This is a genomic window from Tenacibaculum litopenaei, assembly GCF_964514025.1.
GTDB classification, from domain to species: Bacteria; Bacteroidota; Bacteroidia; order Flavobacteriales; family Flavobacteriaceae; genus Polaribacter; species Polaribacter litopenaei.
Genome location: NZ_CAZEQT010000006.1, coordinates 41,505 through 62,989 on the forward strand (window position 1 = coordinate 41,505; position 21,485 = coordinate 62,989).

General features: G+C 36.3%; 16 protein-coding genes. 11 read left to right on the forward strand and 5 right to left on the reverse strand.

The features are described from left to right. Positions 1–121 precede the first annotated feature (121 nt). The 5 genes from ACKTS5_RS08790 (at position 122) to ACKTS5_RS08810 (ending at position 6,441) form a co-directional block, all read left to right on the forward strand. Positions 122–934, forward strand: coding sequence for a hypothetical protein (locus ACKTS5_RS08790; RefSeq protein ID WP_408043495.1), 813 nt, complete (start codon positions 122–124; stop codon positions 932–934). A gap of 25 nt (positions 935–959) precedes the next feature. After that, entirely contained in the window at positions 960–1,535 is a 576-nt protein-coding gene (locus ACKTS5_RS08795) for a hypothetical protein (RefSeq protein ID WP_408043496.1), read from the forward strand. Positions 1,536–1,676: 141 nt separating this feature from the next. Further along, positions 1,677–2,120 (forward strand): SEL1-like repeat protein, encoded by a 444-nt coding sequence (locus ACKTS5_RS08800; RefSeq protein WP_408043497.1) that lies wholly within the window; start codon positions 1,677–1,679, stop codon positions 2,118–2,120. A gap of 475 nt (positions 2,121–2,595) precedes the next feature. Next, entirely contained in the window at positions 2,596–4,029 is a 1,434-nt protein-coding gene (locus ACKTS5_RS08805) for a T9SS type A sorting domain-containing protein (protein WP_408043498.1), read from the forward strand. A gap of 3 nt (positions 4,030–4,032) precedes the next feature. After that, positions 4,033–6,441, forward strand: coding sequence for a hypothetical protein (locus tag ACKTS5_RS08810; protein ID WP_408043499.1), 2,409 nt, complete (start codon positions 4,033–4,035; stop codon positions 6,439–6,441). Between the two features lie 1,525 nt (positions 6,442–7,966). Here the strand turns inward: ACKTS5_RS08810 and ACKTS5_RS08815 are convergent. Then, positions 7,967–9,589, reverse strand: a complete 1,623-nt coding sequence (locus ACKTS5_RS08815; RefSeq protein WP_408043500.1) for an ABC-F family ATP-binding cassette domain-containing protein — start codon at positions 9,587–9,589, stop codon at positions 7,967–7,969. Positions 9,590–9,771: 182 nt separating this feature from the next. Here ACKTS5_RS08815 and ACKTS5_RS08820 point away from each other — a divergent pair, with 182 nt between their 5' ends. Next, positions 9,772–11,127 (forward strand): hypothetical protein, encoded by a 1,356-nt coding sequence (locus ACKTS5_RS08820; RefSeq protein ID WP_408043501.1) that lies wholly within the window; start codon positions 9,772–9,774, stop codon positions 11,125–11,127. 128 nt (positions 11,128–11,255) lie between these two features. Then, positions 11,256–13,043 carry a DEAD/DEAH box helicase gene (locus ACKTS5_RS08825; protein WP_408043502.1) on the forward strand — a complete coding sequence of 596 codons (1,788 nt, stop codon included), beginning with the start codon at positions 11,256–11,258 and terminating at the stop codon, positions 13,041–13,043. Between the two features lie 47 nt (positions 13,044–13,090). On the opposite strand, the gene ACKTS5_RS08830 is transcribed toward ACKTS5_RS08825, so the two are convergent. The 4 genes from ACKTS5_RS08830 to ACKTS5_RS08845 form a co-directional block, all read right to left on the reverse strand. Next, positions 13,091–13,363 (reverse strand): hypothetical protein, encoded by a 273-nt coding sequence (locus tag ACKTS5_RS08830; protein WP_408043503.1) that lies wholly within the window; start codon positions 13,361–13,363, stop codon positions 13,091–13,093. Between the two features lie 2 nt (positions 13,364–13,365). Then, positions 13,366–13,959, reverse strand: coding sequence for a hypothetical protein (locus ACKTS5_RS08835; RefSeq protein WP_408043504.1), 594 nt, complete (start codon positions 13,957–13,959; stop codon positions 13,366–13,368). A 103-nt stretch (positions 13,960–14,062) separates the two neighbouring features. Further along, entirely contained in the window at positions 14,063–14,833 is a 771-nt protein-coding gene (locus ACKTS5_RS08840) for a hypothetical protein (RefSeq protein ID WP_408043505.1), read from the reverse strand. 119 nt (positions 14,834–14,952) lie between these two features. Beyond that, positions 14,953–15,387, reverse strand: coding sequence for a DUF1842 domain-containing protein (locus tag ACKTS5_RS08845; protein WP_408043506.1), 435 nt, complete (start codon positions 15,385–15,387; stop codon positions 14,953–14,955). A gap of 248 nt (positions 15,388–15,635) precedes the next feature. Here ACKTS5_RS08845 and ACKTS5_RS08850 point away from each other — a divergent pair, with 248 nt between their 5' ends. The 4 genes from ACKTS5_RS08850 to ACKTS5_RS08865 all read left to right on the forward strand — a co-directional run bounded on the left by ACKTS5_RS08850 (position 15,636) and on the right by ACKTS5_RS08865 (position 21,458). Continuing rightward, positions 15,636–16,829 (forward strand): DUF4856 domain-containing protein, encoded by a 1,194-nt coding sequence (locus ACKTS5_RS08850; protein ID WP_408043507.1) that lies wholly within the window; start codon positions 15,636–15,638, stop codon positions 16,827–16,829. Positions 16,830–16,931: 102 nt separating this feature from the next. Next, positions 16,932–18,038 carry an imelysin family protein gene (locus ACKTS5_RS08855; protein ID WP_408043508.1) on the forward strand — a complete coding sequence of 369 codons (1,107 nt, stop codon included), beginning with the start codon at positions 16,932–16,934 and terminating at the stop codon, positions 18,036–18,038. Between the two features lie 189 nt (positions 18,039–18,227). Beyond that, positions 18,228–20,657 carry a TonB-dependent receptor family protein gene (locus ACKTS5_RS08860; protein ID WP_408043509.1) on the forward strand — a complete coding sequence of 810 codons (2,430 nt, stop codon included), beginning with the start codon at positions 18,228–18,230 and terminating at the stop codon, positions 20,655–20,657. 81 nt (positions 20,658–20,738) lie between these two features. Further along, positions 20,739–21,458 (forward strand): hypothetical protein, encoded by a 720-nt coding sequence (locus ACKTS5_RS08865; protein WP_408043510.1) that lies wholly within the window; start codon positions 20,739–20,741, stop codon positions 21,456–21,458. Positions 21,459–21,485: the final 27 nt, after the last annotated feature.

Consider the following 21,485-nt stretch of genomic DNA (forward strand, 5'->3'; position numbering starts at 1 on the left):
TCCGTTGAATTTTGGTCGTTGTATGATTATTGTGGTTTCCCTGCTGTAATGGGTAAACAAGTATCAAGGCTACATCCTTTTTTATGAGATAATTTAGTAACTTTACAGAAAACGAAAAGCTATGAAAACCTTCGTACTAGGAATTGCTATATTATTAAGTGTATTGAGTAGTTATGCTCAAAAGATAGAAAATCGTCCACTTCTGATGCGTAAATTAGATTCGGTTAGGCAGGAAGCCAAGCTGTTGTACGCCTATGAAAAAATCGCATGGAATGGCACCGATGTCTTGATGAGTAAGCCATTACTGCGCAAAGATTATGGCGGTTACGTGCGCTTTGATTCCAAAGATTCCATTCACATTACTTTTTTGCATAAAAATCAAAAGCAGCGTATTGCTAGGTATAGTTGTCTAAAAGAGGATGTAAATACTCCTGTTGTCATAGAACACAAACAGAAAGATTTGAATGCAAAAGAAAAGCACTTGCTAGCTGTAAAAATGGAGGTAGTGAAACAGCTTAACAACCCTAAATACAACATTGGCATGGTTGAGGGGTTTAGTGCCAATTTAGTACTGCTCCCTGCTAAAAGAGGTTATCGTATGTATCTTATAATGGGTACTACTGAGCATGATATTATTCCGTTGGGAAACGATTACTTGTTTTGGGTATCTGAGGAAGGACAGATAACAGCTTGGAAGAAATTTCATAAAACTATGCTAGCAGTTAAAACGAGGACCGAGAAAAATGATAAAATTATCGCTGTGACGCATTCACATCTAAGCGCAACTCCGTTAATTTCTGCAACCGATATATGTACGATGAAACTGTACGGTGCTCTATACGATATCCAGGAATTACAAGTGTATTCAACGGCATTGGATTGCGTGTTTACGTATCATATAAAGACCGATAAAATAACTGTTAAGGAATGGTAATAACGCACTTCATCAATTCGAATTTATGAAACGATTTAATATTTTATTAGGCCAAGTTCTGGTTGGAAGTTTGGCGGTATATCAGTTTTTTCCATTTGGTCAAAATTACACGATTGGATTAATTCATACGCTTTATTTTGTGAGTTTAGCAGTTGTCTATCTAGGCTTGTTTCTGTATGAAAATTTCTTGAATAAAGAAGCCGTCCGATATGAGCAAAAGAAATTCGATAGATCTTCACAGTGGTTGACACTGTTATTTATTGTAGTATTGCTCGTATTTAAGAATAGTGAATACTTTGAGGCCTCAACGCGACTCATGGCTACCGCTAAATACAATTACAAATTGGAGTTAAAGGTGAATAACAAATTTCACTTACAGAAAAGTCCGGCCTACGAAACGTATCATTGGAAAGGTTCGTATCGCTTAGAGGCCGATACACTGCATCTGTTCGGTAATTCTATCCTAGAAAAGAGTAGTTCTATCGATTCCTTATACGTCGTCACTAAGGATAGCCTGGTACCCGTAAGTTGGTCCAGAGAGGCCTTTAGGATCGTGTCGACTGCTGATGAAAAGGAGAGGGGGAATTCTCAAAAGAACTAAGGTGAAAGAAATGTATACTATATAGCTAACCTACTTATGGGTAAAAAAATTATTTGGTTTGTTTGGTTGATGTTCACGGGGGCATCAGCCGTTTTTTCGCAGTAATCGAAGTATCGAAAAGGGATAAAAGCATTTAAAAACATGGATTGCGAAAAAGCCGTTTACCTGTTAAAGTCCTTTGCCGATGATGGAGAGGCTGAAGCCCAGTACATATTGGGATATTGTTATTTTAGTCATAGGGTAACCGTAAACAGAGATGCTTTGGCAGAAAAGTATTTGCTCAAGGCGGCACATCAAGCCCACTCAGACGCTATTAGGGTATTGGGAATTTACTATGCTGAAAAGTTTCGAGAAGACGATTCGTACAAAATAAAAGCTATGGTTTGGGGAGTGTTGGCAGCTGCACATGATCCAATTTTAAAAGGCTTAGCGGAACAATTACTAGCACCAGACTTCGCCACTTTGGAAGAATTAAAAACCGTCCGATCCATCGTATTAGAAAAACAAACACGGATAGAAGTTACAGGAATTGAACTTGTCGATGAGGCTATTGCCAAAAGCAAGGACAAACTTAAAAGAAAATAAAAAAATCGCTAGTAACTAGGAGTGACTATTATTGATGAAAAATGAGAACATTTTATTGTAATGAAGTTAACATTATAGCAGCCTTGAACTAAATGTTTAAATGTTCCAATTACTACAATTCATCAGAGAACTCTATTAAATCCTTTGACTTACTTTATATATTTCCTGGCGATAAATTTTAAAACAAATAAGAAAAATTAGAGTTTCACAATGTAATTATGGGCGCTCCAATTTCAGACTCGCAAGACTACGGCTAATTTTAAATTAAAATCACATTGTGTTACGGTATTTCGAATTGTGACATTAGATAAAGAAGGCTTACAAAAGGGTAAAATCTAACGAATATCTTGAATAAAGTAAAACATGGGCTTATTGGCAGGAGGCCAATGATTTACCAGTTATATCATGCTACTACTAATTTTGGTGAATTATTATTTTCTTTAAGCTAGAAGACAAAAGATAAATTGAAATAAAAATGAAAAAAACGAATACTTTTATCCCTTTTTTCGTAGGTCTATTAATACCGATGCTAGAGTTAGAAGCGCAAGAACAGTTGGACTGTGAATTCAATTTTAGGGAAGCTTTGTATTACTTGAAGCTAAACGACAATAGTGAAGAAAACACTCTTAAAATTACAGAGTATTTAACTCCTTGTGTTGAGAAAGGAGATGATAAAGCCCAACTGCTAATGGCAAGATTTTATTTGCGAAGTGGGAGTGAAAGGGACGATGAAAAAGCATATAAATTACTTGAGAAGTCGGCAGAGCAAGGAAATATGATAGCCGCTGGAGATCTAGGAGCTATGTATAAATATGGCAAAGGATGTGATTTAAATCTTACAAAGGCTAAGAAGTGGTTTAAAAAAGCTGCAGAGGCAGGAAATCAAAAGGCTATTTATAGTTTAGGATATTTATCACTCAAAGGATTAGGAAATATCCAGCAAGACTATCAGCAAGCAATACATTGGTTTGAAAAAAGTAACTACCCTATGGCAAAATATTGGTTAGGGATTTGTTATTATCATGGGTATGGTGTTGAAAAAAATATACCAAAAGCGAATCAGTACCTAGGAGCAAATTTTGAGAATCAACCAAGTAACACGAGAAGTACGGAGAATACAATCAATGACTCAGAGAGTAAATACCAAGAAATTGAAAATAATGAGGATTCAAATCAACCAACCGAGAATATTACAGAGGGCGATGTTATTGGTAAATGGTCAGGAGTTCTCTTAAAATACGATTGGTCCGGAAAGCACATTGAGCAAAAAGTTCCTATTGCTATTAATTTCAAAGGCGAAACTGATGAAGCTTTTGCAACATATATGTTAACAATAGGAGAACAAAAAGTGGAAGGATATTTTAATATTATTGAAAACGCTATTGATTTTGATGATTTAAGTTTTAATATGCCCCATACTTCTTTTTTAGAAACAATTCCCAATAAACTTTCTTATGAAATTATTTCAGGAAATTTAACAAAGAAGACAGTAGGGAATACCGCTGTTTTAATTGGAAACTTAGATAGTTTTATTAAAGAATTTAATGAGGTTGGAGCACCAATGAAATTTGTAATAGAAAAGAAGCAACAGTTTACCAATACTGATGATGAAATTTCTGATGATATTTTAGAAGCACTGGCAACTCAAGAAGAAAACTGTATTAAATTATATCCTAATCCATTTGTAAACGATTTAATTATTTCATACACCCTTGAAAACCCAAGTACAGTAGAGGTTAGAGTAACTGATATTTATGGAGCAAAAAGTTCTGTAGTATGTCAAAGAGAAGATCAGTTAACGGGCAAGCATAGCTACTTTTTTGAAGGGAGTCATCTAAAAAAAGGGACCTATGTGGTATCAGTAACCATCAATAATGAAAGAAAAACGAGAATTATTGTAAAAAAATAATCTATGAAAAATAACATAAACACAATTACATGGATTTTCTTTGTGCTCTTTTCGTTTTTGACTTTCGGGCAAACAGAAGAGCTTGAGTATTTTAGAGGTGATGAGTTTCAGTATTTTGACAGGATTCAAGATTTAAAAGCTCCGTTAGGAAGAAATGGTGAATTAGAAGATTTTTCTTTTACTTGGGGGAATAATAGTTTTACAGTAGCTATACACAACAGAGCTGTTTTACATGAAGCTCAAATAAACGCACAGAGAGATAGATGGTACAGAAGACAGTTAGACCTTATAAAGAAACATTTGGAGAAAAAATATAACAGATCCTATACAAGTTATGATGAGGCTAAAAACGATGTGTTTTTAAGAACAGAAAGAGATCATATTTATCGAAATTCTAGGGCTCCAAGAAGTAAATACTATCGTTTAATCAATGATGGTGAGAAAAAAGTTACTTATAATATTGGGAATTTAAAAGCATTTGAAATTCGAAGAGCAGAAATACAATCAGGAAATATTCATAATTCAGGAATTCCGTTTATGTATATCAATGGAACATCTTTAGCGGATATTACTAGCGTGAGTGTACTAAACAATTATACAGCGACACATACTGATTATCTTAAATTTCTCATCTCCGAAAAACACGTAAATACTACTATTGTTAGAAAAATTGAAGCTTTACCTGGGGATGTTAATTTTGAAACTTATGTATTAAATCTTAAAAACGATTATTACAACGGATTTAATGATTGGGATCGTTTAAATTTAATGCAGTTTTTCTTGAATTACGAGCATATAAAAAAATATTTATCACCTCCTTATATTCTTCCAACGCAATTTGCAAGTTTTTATGGTATTGATAAAGCAACGCCCACTAATATAGAAGATTATGCCAGGCGAAATAGAGGAGGAGGTCAACATTTATTGGCAAACAAATGCCGTATTTATGTTCCAGGTCCACAGCCTACTTATATGGATATTCCTACGTGTTTAGAAGCTCAAAGAAATTATATAGATAAACTGTTAAATTCTACAAATTCACTAGATGCGCTAGCAGAAAAAGCAATTCAAGGACTCGGTACTAGAAACGTTAATTTTTTAAATGCCAGACCTGATTTAAAACAACAAGTAATTGATTATTTTAAAGCTAATAACTTTTCTAGGTTCTCCCATAACGGAATCAATTGGTTACTAAATAGATTTCAGGATACTAATACCCTTCCCTTAGATGCAAATTTACTTAAATCAGCAACTACGCCACTTTTTCAAGATGCTACTAACCCTGATAGAGCGCTACAATTTAGTTTTAATCAACAGGCTATAACAGAGGGAATTACCAACTTCGGTAATGTGTTGGCAGAATTATTGAAAGATAATGTTAATGTTGCATTTGAAGGAAGTGTAATTAGAGCCTTTTTTGAGGCGAATGAATTCAATATAAATGCAAGCGTTACGAATGCATATCTAGGAAATACTTTTAAGTTTGTAAGTAATGACGGAAGTTTTTTAAGAATTGATTTTGAAGATTTAGTGCTTAGAGATGAATTTATAACAATAAGAAATCATATTTCAAGTGTAAGATTGGATCGGTTTATAGAATTTAAAGAATTAATAGCTAATGATTGCTCTGCTTTAGTGGATATTGATTGTGATCAAATAGTACATTGGCAAAATTTGGCGCAGCACCAAGCACCTCAAAGTGTGGTTGAAAAAATTAAAAGTCTTCCAAGTGGAACTTTTAATGATTTTTATATTCAAGAGTTGGAAAATGCTAATGGAACCATGGTTAATATGGATTATTTTGGAGTGAATATAGTTACGTTGCCTATTAATCTAAGTACAGGGCAAAGATTTACTCCTGATGAGCTTTTAGATTATATGAGGAGAGATTTCAACAATTTTGTCTCAGGGTCTACCTTTGCTCCTTATTGCCAAATTCAGAGTATATGTGCACAAGAGACAAACCTTTGGAATTCTAATAATCCATTAGGAGCCATGATTTATATTGATATACCAGGTGATGATGGGGTTGTAATTTGTACTGAATATCAAAATGATTATTGGTACTTTCAAACGATGAATGCGCCATATGCGGGAAATCATCCTGTTAGTGGTACTAGACAATTTGGTTATGAAAGATTGGCTAATGGGACGTATAATTTTTTTGTAAGAGGTGTTGATCGAATTGATTCTAATATAATAGAGAATATTGCTTATTTTTTTACGGGAGGAAACCCTCTCATTGGAGCTGATAATTTATGGAGAAGCTTTCAAGATAAATTACAAAGGTTTGTTGATAATAACAGTGGTAGAGCAGTGGGAACATCTCCAATAAGAAATAGACCAGATTGGAATAAAGTAAAATCTGTTTTAAAGGGAGAAAAACCTATAAGTGATTTGGGATGCAATTAATAAAAATCAAAAATAAACATGAAACTTTTAATAAAAAAATTAAACCTATCATTTTATATTCTTTTGATATATTCTTTCGTAATATATTTATTACCTCATAATATGACTATGGGGCTATATACCCCTAATTTATTAGGATGGTCTTTGGTAGTAACTTTTTTTTTAGCAATTCTTTTATATATAGTTTTATTGTTTTTAGATTTAAAAGAAAAAAATAAAAGAAAAGAACTTTTAAAACGTAGTTTAATTTTGATACTCTTTTTAGTTGCATGCACCTTCTATTGGTGTTATAAAGCAATTAAATCGGGTAATCTAAATTCTTGATAATAAGGTAGTAAGCTACGGTTGTTTTGGTGGGAATATTCATTAAATTAATTGTTATACCATTAGGTCCTTTTTTAACTTAAATAACTGTCCCATTTGTAGGAGAATGATCAGTCTTGCACCGAAAAGTAGATTTATCTTTGAAATAGTAACTGATTGTAATTAATTGCTATTTATATTAGAGTAGTTTATATTTTATTTAAGGCTATGAATGATTAGGTTTATGAAGAACACTTAAGCAATATGAATTAGAGACGGAAGAGTGTGCCATAAATGACCAACCCATATACCTCGTATGGATTAGAGAAAAATATACTATTAGATTATCAATGAGGTGCGAAAGAGGTTACACTGAAGTGATGTTTAATGAAAATTATGTGCCTTTTTGTGATGTTTGTTGTATAGAACGCTTAATTTGAAATGAGGTTCTTCGATTTATTTAACCAGTTTTGAATACCCTTTAAACAGACTAATAAGAAGAAAAAGTTGAGAGAAAGCGATGATGAATATCCCAATTTCCATAATCGAATTTACTTCAAATAGGTGTTCAACTTCGATAACAAAAATAGTAGGGAAAAAAACTAGAACTAATCCGAGAAGTGTTAACGTAACATAGGTGTAAAAAGTCCCTTTAGAGATTTTTATATTCAAGCGTTTAATTAGAAGATAAAATCCCCAAACAGCGGCTAAGAAAAGGATGAAAAGATTGGGTAGATAAAAATGAGATACATGAAAGCTAGTACCCTTTACAGATAAAAATCCCATATTGATAGTCTTGATATTTTCATATTGAGTATTATTTCTAGTAAAACAATTTTTCAGGTACACGAATATAAGTTTCGTCATTGAATTAACATAAATATTTAACCAAAAATGAGAGCGTTTATGAGGTTAAAAAAGGCTTAAGCTATCATGCAGAAATGGATTTATGGACAGAAACACGAGCTTTAGAACCTAGTTAAGCAAGACGCACAAAAAATACAGCTCGGAAAGTGTAAAACGATGAGCAAGGACGATGTTCATATCACCAATATAGGCAGGAAAGACGACTAAATGTAAAAACGGTAACTCAAGGCAGGTTTACGTAAAAGCCATTATGGTATAAGCTAATTAGTAACTAAATCACGCAGGCACAATTATAAATTACTGGGTATAGCTAAAAACAAAAAGGAGCCTAGAAAGGCTCCTTTTTTTAGTAGTATTACGCGTACATTTTTTCGCGTAGTTCTTTGATTTTAGGGTCGTCTAAATACTCGTCAAAAGTTGCGTATTTATCGATCACTCCCTTAGGTGTAATTTCAATAATTCTGTTGGCTACTGTTTGAGCGAACTCGTGATCATGGGTAGTAAACAAAACGGTTCCTTTAAAGTTGATCAATGAGTTGTTCAATGCCTGAATAGATTCTAAGTCCAAGTGGTTCGTAGGCTCGTCAAGCTTCAAAATGTTTGCACGGGTCATCATCATTCTCGACAACATACAACGCACTTTTTCTCCTCCTGATAAAACATTACTCTTTTTTAATGCTTCTTCACCAGAGAAAATCATTTTTCCTAAGAATCCTCTCAAAAATACTTCTTCACGCTCCTCTTCAGTAGTCGCGTATTGGCGTAACCAATCAACTAAGTTTAACTCTCCATTTTGGAAAAATTCCGAGTTGTCGGCAGGTAAGTACGACTGAGTAGTGGTAACTCCCCAATTGTATGTTCCCTTGTCGGCGGTTTCATTACCCGCAATTATTTGGTAAAAGGCAGTAGTTGCCTTTGAGTTCTTAGAAATCACGGCAACCTTATCTCCTTTATTGAGGTTGATATCGATATTATCAAATAACAATACTCCTTCAGCATCCGTTTTTGACAATCCTTCAACATTTAAAATTTGGTCTCCAGCTTCGCGATCGCGATCGAAGATAATGGCAGGATATCTACGGCTAGAAGGCTTGATGTCCTCTACATTTAACTTCTCGATCATCTTTTTACGAGAAGTAGCTTGTTTAGATTTTGCTACGTTGGCAGAGAATCGTCTGATAAACTCTTCCAATTCTTTTTTCTTGTCTTCCGCTTTCTTATTTTGTTGAGCGCGCTGTTTTGCCGCTAACTGACTCGACTCGTACCAAAAGGTATAGTTACCAGAAAAATGGTTGATTTTTCCAAAATCAATATCTGAAATATGCGTACATACGGCGTCTAAGAAGTGACGGTCGTGCGATACTACGATTACAGTATTGTCGTAGTTGGCTAAAAAGTTTTCCAACCAAGCGATGGTTTCAAAGTCCAAGTCGTTGGTAGGCTCATCCATAATCAAAACGTCAGGATTTCCGAATAAAGCCTGTGCTAGTAATACACGTACTTTTTGCTTACCGTCTAAGTCTTTCATTAAAGAGTAATGCAAATCCTCTTTAATACCTAGGTTAGACAACATGGCAGCAGCGTCAGAATCCGCATTCCAACCGTTCATTTCTTCAAATTGTACTTGTAATTCACCAATTTTCTCAGCGTTTTCATCCGTGTAATCAGCGTACAGTGCATCAATCTCTTTCTTGATTTTATACAAATCTTTATTTCCCATGATTACTGATTCCAATACTGGAAACTCATCAAAAGCGTAGTGATCCTGTGATAATACAGACATACGTTTCCCCGGTTCGAGGTGTACTTGTCCAGAGGTAGGGTCTATTTTTCCTGATAAAATCTTTAAGAAGGTAGATTTACCCGCTCCGTTGGCACCAATAATACCGTAACAATTACCTTGGGTAAATTTTGTATTTACTTCATCGAACAATATGCGTTTTCCAAATTGAACCGATAAGTTAGAAACTGATAACATGTATACAATTTTTAAATTCGCTGCAAAAGTAAAAAATATATGACGGTTAAAAGAATTTGGATAGAAATATTTAAGGTTATAAATTTGGCAGATTTTTAAATCCTTTTTAACAACGAATTAACAGCTTAGTTGTGAAGTGATTTATATTTTTGATTTGTGCTTTTGTGCGGAAAACAAACTGTATGACAAAATATTTAGTACCCTTATTTTTATGTAGCTTAATTGGATGTAATTCAACTAAAAAAGACGACTTTACGTATTTTGGAGGTAAAATTATTCATCCTAAAGGGTGCCATGTTATTCTATCAGATAACAAAGGGTTTAGAGATACCTTAACACTGACCAAAGAGAATCGCTTTTTGGGGAAATACGATAATTTGCGAGAAGGATTGTATGTATTTGAACATGGACCAGAGCACCAATACGTGTATCTCGAGCCCAATGATAGCTTGATGTTTCGATTAAATACTTGGGATTTTGACGAATCATTAGTGTTTAGCGGGAAGAATGCACAGCGAAATAATTTGTTGATAGAAGCATTTCTCAAACACGAAGAGGACGAGAAGTTTTTAATGCAGAGCCATGGATTAGAATACGATGCGTACGAACGCCGAATGGACTCCATGCTCGCTGTCAAAGAAACGATTGTAGCTACGTATGTAAAGGAGTTCAAGGATACTTCTAAAGGATTCCTCGATGTGTTAAATATCGCCTTGAATTATCCGCTGTATTCCAATATGGAGTCTTATGCTACCAACAATTGCCATAAAAAGCCAGGAGATTATTTTGGCAATGAATACTATGACTTTCGCGATGATATCAATATAAAAAGAGATTCACTCGTGTTTTACGGACCGTATTACCGCTACGTGATAGGGAAACTCTACAACGAGGCCTATTTAAAAGGCTTGGAAAGTGGTACGGAAGGATTTGTGATCGATTTGCTGCACAATATCGATGAAAGTATACAAGATGAAGTGGTAAAAAATACGGTGCTGTATAGAACGATGGCCTATAACTTTACCAAACGACGCCAAGGAGAAGATTTTACGAAGGCTTTTTTCACGTTTTTTAAGTTAAATTCGAGTATAGAAGATAAGAAAAAAATCCAGCGCTTAGTAAACGATATGAAATTGGCGAAGAATAAAACTAAATTATCGAGTTTTAAGATTGAAAAACCTACGGGAGATTGGGAAGATATTCACAAGCTAATCGGAGGGAAAAAATCGGTAGTTTACTTCAATAACCGCTACTATTCTTCAACAGAGAGCGTTTCTGCACGTTTCAATTACCTTGTAAAAAAGTTCCCAGAACTAAATTTTGTGATTGTTCATCAAGATAACAAAGCTAAATACTTTAAAAGTATCCCTATTAAACACCAGTATAAACTGCCAAAAGAGAGTGGTGCTCATGAATTTTTGAGTAGTAATTTCCCGCGTTTGATATTGGTAGACGAAGAGGGAGCGATAGAAAACGGATTTAGTACGATGTCTGCCAGTGATATAGAGCTTCAATTAGATAAATTGCAAAAAAAATAGCAATAAAGCTTTACAGTTCCTTTATTTAACGTACTTTTGCGCGGTCCAAAAATCTCTTCGGAGATGGTAAAAGTATTAATAATAAGGATTCATGGGGGGGCGTCTGTGAATTCGTTTAAATTCACAACATGTCAACATTCTTAGAATTAGGCTTAAAAGAGTCTATTAACAAGGCCTTGATGGATTTAGGGTACGAAAACCCTACAGTTATCCAAGAAAAAGCTATCCCGCAAATTATTGATTCTGATCAGGATCTTAAGGCATTTGCCCAAACAGGAACGGGTAAAACTGCAGCCTTTAGTTTGCCGATCATCGAGCTAATCGATGAAAATAGCGACGATACACAAGCAATTATTTTATCACCAACTAGAGAGTTAGCCGTACAAATTGGAAAGAATATCGATGATTTTTCGAAGTATATTCCAGGACTAAAAACGGTAACCGTTTACGGTGGTGCTAATATTGAGCAGCAAATTAAACAGTTGAAGAGAGGAGCACAAATCGTAGTAGGAACACCAGGTAGAACCGTTGATCTTATTCGTAGAAGAGCTTTGAAATTAGGAACCGTAAAATGGTTGGTACTCGATGAAGCTGATGAAATGCTCAACATGGGGTTCAAGGACGAATTAGACAAAGTGCTTGAAGCTACTCCTGCAGATAAACAAACCTTATTGTTCTCAGCAACCTTCCCACGTGAAGTAGAAGCTATTGCTAAAAATTATATGAACAACCCTACGGAAATTACCTCGGGGCAAAAAAATCAAGGTTCTGACAATGTAAGTCACGAGTACTATTTAGTAACAGAAAAAACTCGTTACCCGGCATTAAAGCGCGTTGCCGATGTAAATCCAGAAATTTACGCGATAGTTTTCTGTAGAACGCGAAGAGAAACGCAACAAATTGCAGACAATTTAATTAAAGACGGATACAATGCAGATGCACTACACGGTGACCTTTCGCAGGCACAGCGTGATAGTGTAATGGAAAAATTCCGCAAAAAGAACATACAAATGCTCGTTGCTACGGATGTAGCAGCAAGAGGTTTAGATGTGGATAGCTTAACCCACGTAATTAACCACAAATTACCAGATCAGATCGAAAATTACAACCACCGTAGTGGTCGTACTGGACGTGCTGGGAACAAAGGGGTTTCAATTGCCTTGGTAACTAAAAAGGAACGCGGTAGGCTAAACCCAATAGAGCGTATCTTAAAAAAGAAGTTCATTCATACCCAAGTACCAAGTGGAAAGGAAATTTGTGAGCGTCAATTATTCCACCTTATTGATAAAGTGGAAAACACCACGGTAAATGAGTCGGAAATTGAAGGGTACTTGCCAAGCATCTATGAAAAATTAGAGCAGCTTAGTAGAGAGGAATTGATTAAAAAATTCGTATCTGTTGAGTTTAACAGCTTCTTATCGTATTACGAAAATGCAGCTGATTTAAATAACTTATCGTCAAGAGATAATTCTAGAGGAAGATCGTCAGATGAAAACATGACACGTTTCTTTATTAACTTAGGACGTAAAGATCGTTTAAACCCGGCGAAGTTAATAGGCTTAATCAATGAGCAGGGGATAGGAGAAAAAGTGGAAATCGGAGCGATTGATATTTTAGATACCTTCTCATTCTTTGAAATAGACAAGAATTTTGAAGCGGAAACTTTGAATTGTTTTGAAGCAAATACACCTGAGTTTAACGGTAGAAATGTAAATGTAGAGGTGACCAAAACCGACAGAGGTGGCGGAGGTTCACGTCGTAGACGTCGCGGTGGTAAACCAGGCGGATTTGACGGGAAACGCAAACCAAAACGCGATGGATTTAGCGGATCGAAAGGATTTGGTAGAAAGCGTGGAGACGATTTTAAAGGAGGAAATAAGTCGTCGGGATTCGGAAGAAAACGACGCAATAGATAAACTTATAGAGGGCTACTTAACGGTAGCCCTTTTTTTATGCCGTGTTTTTAATGGAGTATTTTTGATGCCAATGCGGTTAAAAAATTAATCCCATGGCTGATAGTGCCGATTTCTGTGGCTTTTTCTTCATTGCTCAAGGCGGCGTCATCCACGATCTTTAAGACTTTGATGGCATCGGTAGTGTCGATGTTACTGGTTTGGATAAACGCTGTAATGGCATCGGTGTTTACGGTGGTCAGTGATGCCAATTCTTTGTGTAAACTCTGATCCGTGTTGTTTACTGCTTGTGTTGCTAATGCTTGCCAATTAATAGTACTCATACTTATTTTTTTAGTAGGTTTTCATAGGGAGTCAGTTTTCCAAAAAGGCCACTTGTTTTCGTCAATACCTGATCCAGGTCCTTTCGAATAGCCTCTGTGTTTATACGCACTCCAGTTAGGCTGTCAACGGATGTCAGTAGATACTGCTCTGAACGGTTCAGTTCGTTTGCTGTGTCTAGTACATTTTGTAGGCTGTTTCCAGCTTGAACGAACTTGGCATAATTGGCATTCAGTTTGCGAATGATATTGTTTTCACGCTGTGTTAATAAGGCCGTTAAGGAATCTTTTTTACGTTCAATTACAGGTATAATACTAGATACGATGTTAGGTAGTGCTGTTTTATAATCGGTACCATCCGGAATCAATGCGATGTAGTTCTTAACTGCCGTAGGCGTGTATACCGTATTGATATAGTGTTGTAACCTCGTTTTCTTTTCGGTGAACAATTGCTCCACCAATTGGATGTTTAGCTGATGCATGGCAGCGGATTGATCCAGTACTGCGCGAGATAGCGTACTGGTCGCTTTCGGTATACTAGCACAGCTTACAAGGATTAATAGGATGCTCATGGCGACGAATGGTCGTAGTCTGTTCATAAGGTTCTTTTTTTTAGGAATTAGGGTAGATACGTTACTAAAATCTTTTTGTCGTTAAATAGAAGTGTTAGTTTGTAAGTACCTACCCATCCCCTAAAATATGTTAGTTGTCGATTATCGGTGTTGTAAAAAATGACTTGATGCGATCGATAATTCCTTGCAATACGGTGAAAATGGCATCGGAAGAAAAACCTCCGATGAGTGCCAAAACGCTTTTGCTGAACAGGCTGATCGCCTTGGTTTCACTGCTGTAAAAAGAGATGATTTCTGACATGATCAATCCCGCCATAATTCCGAGGATGATTTGTGCGACATAGGCAATAAATTCTTCGGCCACCAAGGTGCTGTTTTTTATAGAATCACTTACTTTTTTTAATAAGTAAAACAATACTCCAAGTCCAGAAATAGAAGCCAAAAAAGTTACATTAAGTAATAAAGGAATTCCGTCATTATTCATGATACCTTCGCTTAATGATTTGGCATTTACCAAGGGGGAAAGTCCTGTGGCAATAAAAACAGCTAAAAATCCTAAAGATAAAAGTATCAAATTTCGAACTAACGGCAGCCTGTTGAAAATGGACTTACCCTTTTCTTGACTGCGCAAGGCTTTGGTAAATTCAATAGATTTAGGTGTTGCAGGAGCCACGTTTTTAACCAGCAAATTATGAGCGGTTAACAGGTCGTCAATACTGCTGTTTTGAATGAGTGCATTTACCTGTGGGTTGATGATAATTCCGTTGTATATGGCATACGACAGCATGTTGTTGATTTCGAGATGTAATTCTGTAATTACTTTTTTCGAAATGCCGTATTGCGTCTTTGTGCTCTTTGAAGTTTCCGCTTCAGGTGGCGTTAGGGTAGTAGCGCTTGTCATGTTCAGTTAGTTTAGGTTAAAGGTAGTTGTTAAACCAAACTCATCTGTAAAAATTGGCATGAGTGTCTAAAATTTACAGATGAGTGTTTGTTATATCGAGTTGATTGATATGTAGTGGTTTAGGCGGTGTTTAGTTTGCGTTGTAGGGAAATAGGCACATCGTTGACTTCGTATTTTCCGTAGGAAAAGCCCCCGAGTCCTTGCCAGTTTGCATCGATGTCTAAATAGGCGGTAAAGTATTCTAAATAGGTTCCTGAAGCCGGAGGATTGATAGAAACGACAAATTCGCCAATCAGTTCTATACGCGAATTACCGTGTTTAGTTATCGAGGGTTTTACAGCGCCAACGACGTTGATTTTAATAACGCTTTGGGTAATGGGTTGTGATACCTCAATAACGCCAGATACGGATTTTGTTTGCTGCGAAATATCCAACGAAAAATAGGCAATAGCTGCTCCGGGTAGGTTGGTGTTTCCGATAGTACCTTTTGCGATGTACGAATCGCTTAGAACTTGGTTAGTTTTAGGATTGGTGTTGATTTTACTCATTTTCATAATAGTGTTTTAGATGACGTATTATGAGCACAATTTTTGGAATGGGGGGAAGAGTCATTCATATGTTACTCACTATTAAAGATATATCAAAAAAAATAAATATTGCAAGATTTTAGTTATAAGTGTTTGATAATTAGGTATGAATGTTGGCGGGTTGTTGTTGTTTAAAATAAATCCAAATAAAATTTGCAAATAGTCAATTCTTAACTACATTTGCGTCATATTTATCAAAACTAAATCTAAATAGAATGAAAAGGGTAATTGTTTCTATGTTGGCAGTATCTGCCTTAGTTTTTGCGTCATGTTCAGATGACAATGAAGAACCAACACCAGGAGTTGTCGCTCCAAAAACCTACAAGTTTGAGAGAAATGGGAAAACTACAGTAAGTTTTTCAGGTCAAACTACTCGTATTAAAATGGCAGAAGAATTAGTAGCTGCCTTAAAAGTATCTACCAATACGGAAGATAAAATGGATAAAATGTTTGCTCATGCAGCAGGAGCAAATGATTTTTCTACTACAGAATTAAATGCATCTTCTAAAAATGTTCGCAGTAAAACAGCAGCATCTGCAGATTACTTTGCGTCAAATACTACAGAGGCAAATAAAATCAAAGCAGATTTCGACGGATGGATTGCAAAACAAGTATCAGAAGTATATCCTAACTGGGCAGTTAATGCTGAGAAAGGAAAAGCTGGAAAAATCCAAGAAAATGGAGGTGGATCTACGCGTTACGTAAATGCAAAAGGATTGGAGTACAACCAAGCATTCGCAAAGTCGTTAATCGGAGCTTTGATGGTAGATCAAATGTTAAACAACTATCTATCAAAAGCGGTATTAGATGCTGGAGGTAAAAATGTTACAGAAAACAATGCTGGAACTTTAGCTTCAGGGACTAACTACACGACTATGGAGCACAAGTTTGACGAAGCTTACGGATACTTGTACGGAAATGAGGCGGATCCTGCTTCTCCAAAATTAGGAGCGGATAGCTTTTTAAACAAGTACTTAAGCAGAGTAGAAGGTGATGCTGATTTTAAAGGAATCGCTGGAGAAATTTACGAAGCTTTTAAATTAGGTAGAGCAGCTATCGTTGCTAAAGATTACGCATTAAGAGACAAGCAAATCGCTATCATTAAAGCAGCGATCTCTAAGGTAATTGCTGTAAGAGCAGTATACTACTTACAAGCAGGAAAAGATAATTTACCAAAAGATAAGGCTGCAGCATTCCACGATTTATCAGAAGGATTCGGTTTCGTATATTCATTGCGCTTTACGCAAGGTACCAACGGAACTACGCAGTTACCAGTTGCTGAAATCAACGCTTTCGTAGCAGCATTGCAAAAAGATAATGGATTCTGGGATATCACGAATCAAACCTTAGACGATATGTCTACTAGAATTGCGGGTGCTTACGGATTTACAGTAGCACAAGCTAAATAATGAAAGTATCACCATAACATGGAAGATAAATAAAAGTAGCCGATGTATTTCGGCTACTTTTTTTATCTTTGCATAGTTTATTTAGAATAAATAGAGATAATTATGATGAAAAAAGGATTATTACTACTCGTAATTGCCGTGCTAGGAGTGGCATGTGGATCGTCAGGTTCAGATACACCAAGCACACCAGATGATACCTTTGACAGAGGGAAAATTCTTACCAATGTAGCGGATAACCTGGTGATTCCGGCATTTACAAACGTACAAACTAAACTCTCTACCTTAAAGTCAAAAGCCACGGCTTTTACAACGACGGCAACAAGCGCTTCACTTAATGAAGCGAGAACTGCTTGGTTAGATGCCTACAAGGCTTGGCAACACGTGGCAATGTTTAATATTGGAAAAGCAGAAGATTTGGAGTTCGTGAACTTCATGAATATTTTTCCAGTTACCAAGGCAGATATCGATGCCAACATTGCTAGTGGAACTTATGATTTCAACAGTTCAAACAATCACGATGCGCAAGGTTTTCCAGCATTAGATTATTTGTTTTACGGGGTAGGAGCAAACGATACGGAAATTTTAGCTAAGTATACTACAGATGCTAAGGCCGCCAATTACAAGAAATATGTGAACGATGTAATCAGTAAAATGATTGAAGTTAACGACGCTGTACTAAATAATTGGAAAGGATCTTACAGAGATACTTTTGTTAAGAGCACCGGAAATACAGCAACCAGCGCTTTTAATAAACTCGTAAACGACTATGTATTTTATTACGAAAAACGCTTGAGAGCAGTAAAAGTGGGGATTCCTGCTGGAAATTTTTCATCTACACCATTACCTGAAAAGGTAGAGGCGTTTTACAGAAAAGATGTTTCTAAGGCATTGGCATTAGAGGCCTTAAAAGCGGTGAAAAATCTTTTTAATGGAACGCACTTTTCAGGAAGTACTTCAGGGGATAGTTTTAAGTCGTACCTAGAAGCACTTGACAAAGGAAGTTTGGTAGGATTGATAAACGGTCAATTCGATATCGCTAAAACTCAATTAGAATCGTTAAATGATAATTTTTACTGGCAAGTAACGAATGACAATACAAAAATGACAAAGGCTTATGACGAACTGCAGAAAGCTGTGGTATTGTTAAAGGTTGATATGTTACAAGCATTCAAAGTAACCGTTGATTACGTAGATGCTGATGGCGACTAAACGAGCCGCGTATACAATTTAAGAACTGTCTAATTATTAGGCAGTTTTTTTTTGTTTTTATCCTTGCAATTGTCCAGCATGTAGTCGATATTCTGTACTTTTGCTCGAAATTAAAAAGTTGTGTAAACAACCTTGGAAGAGAAGGAAAAGAAGCAGATAAGTATTAAAAGAAAAGAATGGTTTTTCAATATGAAATTTAGTTTAAAAGCAAAGATAGTAATACTGGTTATCTTCGGTATTTGTCAAGGTGTGCAGGCGCAGTTCTCCCTGAAGGGAAAAGTCGTTTCTAACAGCGGTAAGGCATTGAATAAAGTGGAAATTTACAGTAGTAAAGGAACTTTATTGGCTTTGACTTCTGGAGATGGCTCGTACGAATTTTCAGTGGGGAGCGCTGAACAATTGTTGATGTTCTACGTAGAAAATTATCAGTTGGTAGAAAAGAAAGTTCGACTGCAAAAAGGAGTAAATCGTTTGGATATTACTCTAGATGCCTTTACAGAAAATCTTTCAGAAGTTGTGATTAAGGCACAAAAACGCCGCGTTTTTCAGGTTCGTAGATTAAAAGATGTGGAACAAACTGCTATTTATGCCGGAAAAAAGACAGAGGTTATTTTGCTCGATGAGTCAACGGTAAATTTAGCGACAAACAATGCAAGGCAAATATACAGTCAGGTAGCTGGATTGAATATCTACGAAAATGACGATGCAGGATTGCAATTAAACATCGGTGGTAGAGGTTTGGACCCCAATAGAACATCAAATTTTAATACCCGTCAAAACGGATATGACATCAGTGCAGATGTGTTGGGATATCCTGAAAGTTATTATTCTCCACCAGCCGAAGCAATTCAAGAAATTCAAGTAATTCGCGGTGCGGCTTCTTTGCAGTACGGAACTCAGTTTGGAGGATTGGTAAACTTTGTTCTGAAAAAGCCCAACCCGAATAAATCCTTGGAAATCGTAACTCGAAATACGCTAGGAAGCAATCAGCTGTTTACCAATTTTACCAGTGTTAGTGGTACTAAAGGAAATTGGAGCTATTTGGGATATTACAATTACAAACGAGGTGATGGTTTTAGACCAAATTCAGAATTTGAATCTAAAAATGCCTATTTCTTTGTAGGCTATGAGTTTAATTCAAGAACCAAAGTTTCTGCAGAGCTCACGTATTTAAATTATTTGGCCCAACAGGCAGGTGGACTGACAGATGCTATGTTTGAGCAAAACCCTTTTCAAAGTAACCGAGCTAGAAACTGGTTTGAGGTTAATTGGTTGTTGTACAATGTGAATTTTAGTCATGCCTTTTCAGATCGTACTAATTTTACGTTTAACTTTTTTGGACTGGACGCTACTCGAAAAGCGTTAGGCTTTCGAACGAACAGAGTTAATCAATTAGATCCAGGAGGCGTTCGTGATTTAATATCGGGTGATTTTAAAAATTTCGGATTTGAAGCACGATTGTTGAGCTCTTACAAGCTACTTGGAAAAGAAGCTACCTTTTTGTTAGGAACGAAATTCTATAAAGCGGATAATACTTCGGTACAAGGTCCCGGAACGGACGGAGCGAATGCTGATTTTACGCCGACTACCGATCGTTTTCCTAACTATGCCAACCAATCTAATTATAAAAACCCCAATCTAAATATCGCGGTCTTTGGGGAACATATTTTGTACCTAACGGATCAGTTTTCTATTACTCCAGGTTTTCGATTTGAGTATATCAAGACGGAGAGCGATGGGTTTTTTAAGCGCATTAATGTAGACGGAGCGGGGAATGTTATCTTGAATGAAACGGTAGAGAGTGCCAATAGCAATAAAAGAAGTTTTGTGCTTTTGGGCTTAGGGATGAGCTATAAGCCATCATCAGCACTTGAGCTGTATGCCAACGTTTCTCAAAATTACCGTTCTGTGACATTTTCAGATATCAATATCGTGAATCCATCATTCCGTATTGGAAGCCTAAGCGATGAAAAAGGATTTACTGCTGATATCGGTGCTCGCGGAAATTTTCGAGGTCTGGTATCTTACGATGTAGGGGCATTTGGCTTGTTTTACAACAATCGAATTGGTATAGTTACCAAGGGCTTACCTGACGGAAGGGTTGTTCAAGAGCGTACTAATGTAGGAGATGCTCGAATTTTGGGTATCGAGAGTTTAATAGATGTAAACATGAAGAAAATATTCGATTTTTCAACAGATTATCAATGGAATATCTTTGTGAATACTTCATTTATCAATTCAGAGTACACGCGCTCTGACGTTGCAGGTGTGTTGAATAATCGCGTAGAGTTTGTTCCTGAGTTAAATCTGAAAACAGGGATTCGATTTGGTGTTAAAGATTTTTCTTCAAGCTTGCAGTATACCTATTTGTCTCAGCAATTTACAGATGCATCAAACTCAGTTAATCCTAGTTTGAGTGGGGTTAATGGTCAGATTCCAAGTTATGACGTACTCGATTTTTCTTCTTCGTATACGTACAAATACTTTAAGTTAGAGGCCGGAGTAAATAACCTGCTCAATACGAAGTATTTTACGAGAAGGGCCACCGGATATCCTGGACCTGGAATTATACCTTCCGCACCGAGAACTTATTATCTCACATTACAGATAAAGATTTAAAATGAATATAAATAAAGAGCAAACTTCAACGAGTTTGCTCTTTGTGGTTTAAGTGCTTATCTTTAAGGAAAGTATAGTGATATGTTAGAGTCAGTTAATCTTAAAGAGGCATTGCAAAAAGAGCGAGATAGAGAGTTAGGAGAAGCGTCAATGGATCGTTGGCTTCAGGAAGTATTTCAAACCTTAGATGAACAGCGTAGAAGTATTCAGAGCCGACTTGAGCAAGAGCATTTCGAAACTCCGCAAGCTTTGCAACCATCGTTATTAGATACCCAAAGAATTTTCCACATCAATCAAATAGAAAGGATAGCCATACGCTACCGTCTTCGATTTTTATCGAGTACGCGATTTAAAGGGGCTATTCCTGCCGAGGCTATTTCACAAATACGACAATTAGAACAGCAACATGACACTGTGCTTAACGGATTTAAAATTTTAGCGCCATTGGAACTGTTTACCGTAGAAAAAGCAGACGACCCTTTACTTTTCTATCCGTTAGGAGACGAGCACTATTACCTCATTCATCAATGGGGAAATGATGTCAGTCCGTATCGAGCAATGAAATATTGGGCATTGCAACGCGTTGGAAATTTAACACTGGTTATCGTAGCACTTGCTGCAATCTTAACACTTACTTGTTATCCATTTTTCTTTAAAGGCCAAGATAGCTGGGGCTATGCTCTCGTATTGTTTTTGTTCTTTTTTAAAGGGTTTTTAGGATGGGCACTCTATGCAGGAGTATCGACCGGAATCAATTTTAGTAAGTACAACTGGCAATCGCGTTACGATAAAATATCGTAGTGAAGGTCTTTAGAACTGTTCTAAATA

Coding starts and splice junctions, on each gene's coding strand:
- ACKTS5_RS08790 (WP_408043495.1), top strand. CDS start 122: ATGAAAACCTTCGTACTAGGAATTGCTATATTATTAAGTGTATTGAGT.
- ACKTS5_RS08795 (WP_408043496.1), top strand. CDS start 960: ATGAAACGATTTAATATTTTATTAGGCCAAGTTCTGGTTGGAAGTTTG.
- ACKTS5_RS08800 (WP_408043497.1), top strand. CDS start 1,677: ATGGATTGCGAAAAAGCCGTTTACCTGTTAAAGTCCTTTGCCGATGAT.
- ACKTS5_RS08805 (WP_408043498.1), top strand. CDS start 2,596: ATGAAAAAAACGAATACTTTTATCCCTTTTTTCGTAGGTCTATTAATA.
- ACKTS5_RS08810 (WP_408043499.1), top strand. CDS start 4,033: ATGAAAAATAACATAAACACAATTACATGGATTTTCTTTGTGCTCTTT.
- ACKTS5_RS08815 (WP_408043500.1), bottom strand. CDS start 9,589: ATGTTATCAGTTTCTAACTTATCGGTTCAATTTGGAAAACGCATATTG.
- ACKTS5_RS08820 (WP_408043501.1), top strand. CDS start 9,772: ATGACAAAATATTTAGTACCCTTATTTTTATGTAGCTTAATTGGATGT.
- ACKTS5_RS08825 (WP_408043502.1), top strand. CDS start 11,256: ATGTCAACATTCTTAGAATTAGGCTTAAAAGAGTCTATTAACAAGGCC.
- ACKTS5_RS08830 (WP_408043503.1), bottom strand. CDS start 13,363: ATGAGTACTATTAATTGGCAAGCATTAGCAACACAAGCAGTAAACAAC.
- ACKTS5_RS08835 (WP_408043504.1), bottom strand. CDS start 13,959: ATGAACAGACTACGACCATTCGTCGCCATGAGCATCCTATTAATCCTT.
- ACKTS5_RS08840 (WP_408043505.1), bottom strand. CDS start 14,833: ATGACAAGCGCTACTACCCTAACGCCACCTGAAGCGGAAACTTCAAAG.
- ACKTS5_RS08845 (WP_408043506.1), bottom strand. CDS start 15,387: ATGAAAATGAGTAAAATCAACACCAATCCTAAAACTAACCAAGTTCTA.
- ACKTS5_RS08850 (WP_408043507.1), top strand. CDS start 15,636: ATGAAAAGGGTAATTGTTTCTATGTTGGCAGTATCTGCCTTAGTTTTT.
- ACKTS5_RS08855 (WP_408043508.1), top strand. CDS start 16,932: ATGATGAAAAAAGGATTATTACTACTCGTAATTGCCGTGCTAGGAGTG.
- ACKTS5_RS08860 (WP_408043509.1), top strand. CDS start 18,228: ATGAAATTTAGTTTAAAAGCAAAGATAGTAATACTGGTTATCTTCGGT.
- ACKTS5_RS08865 (WP_408043510.1), top strand. CDS start 20,739: ATGTTAGAGTCAGTTAATCTTAAAGAGGCATTGCAAAAAGAGCGAGAT.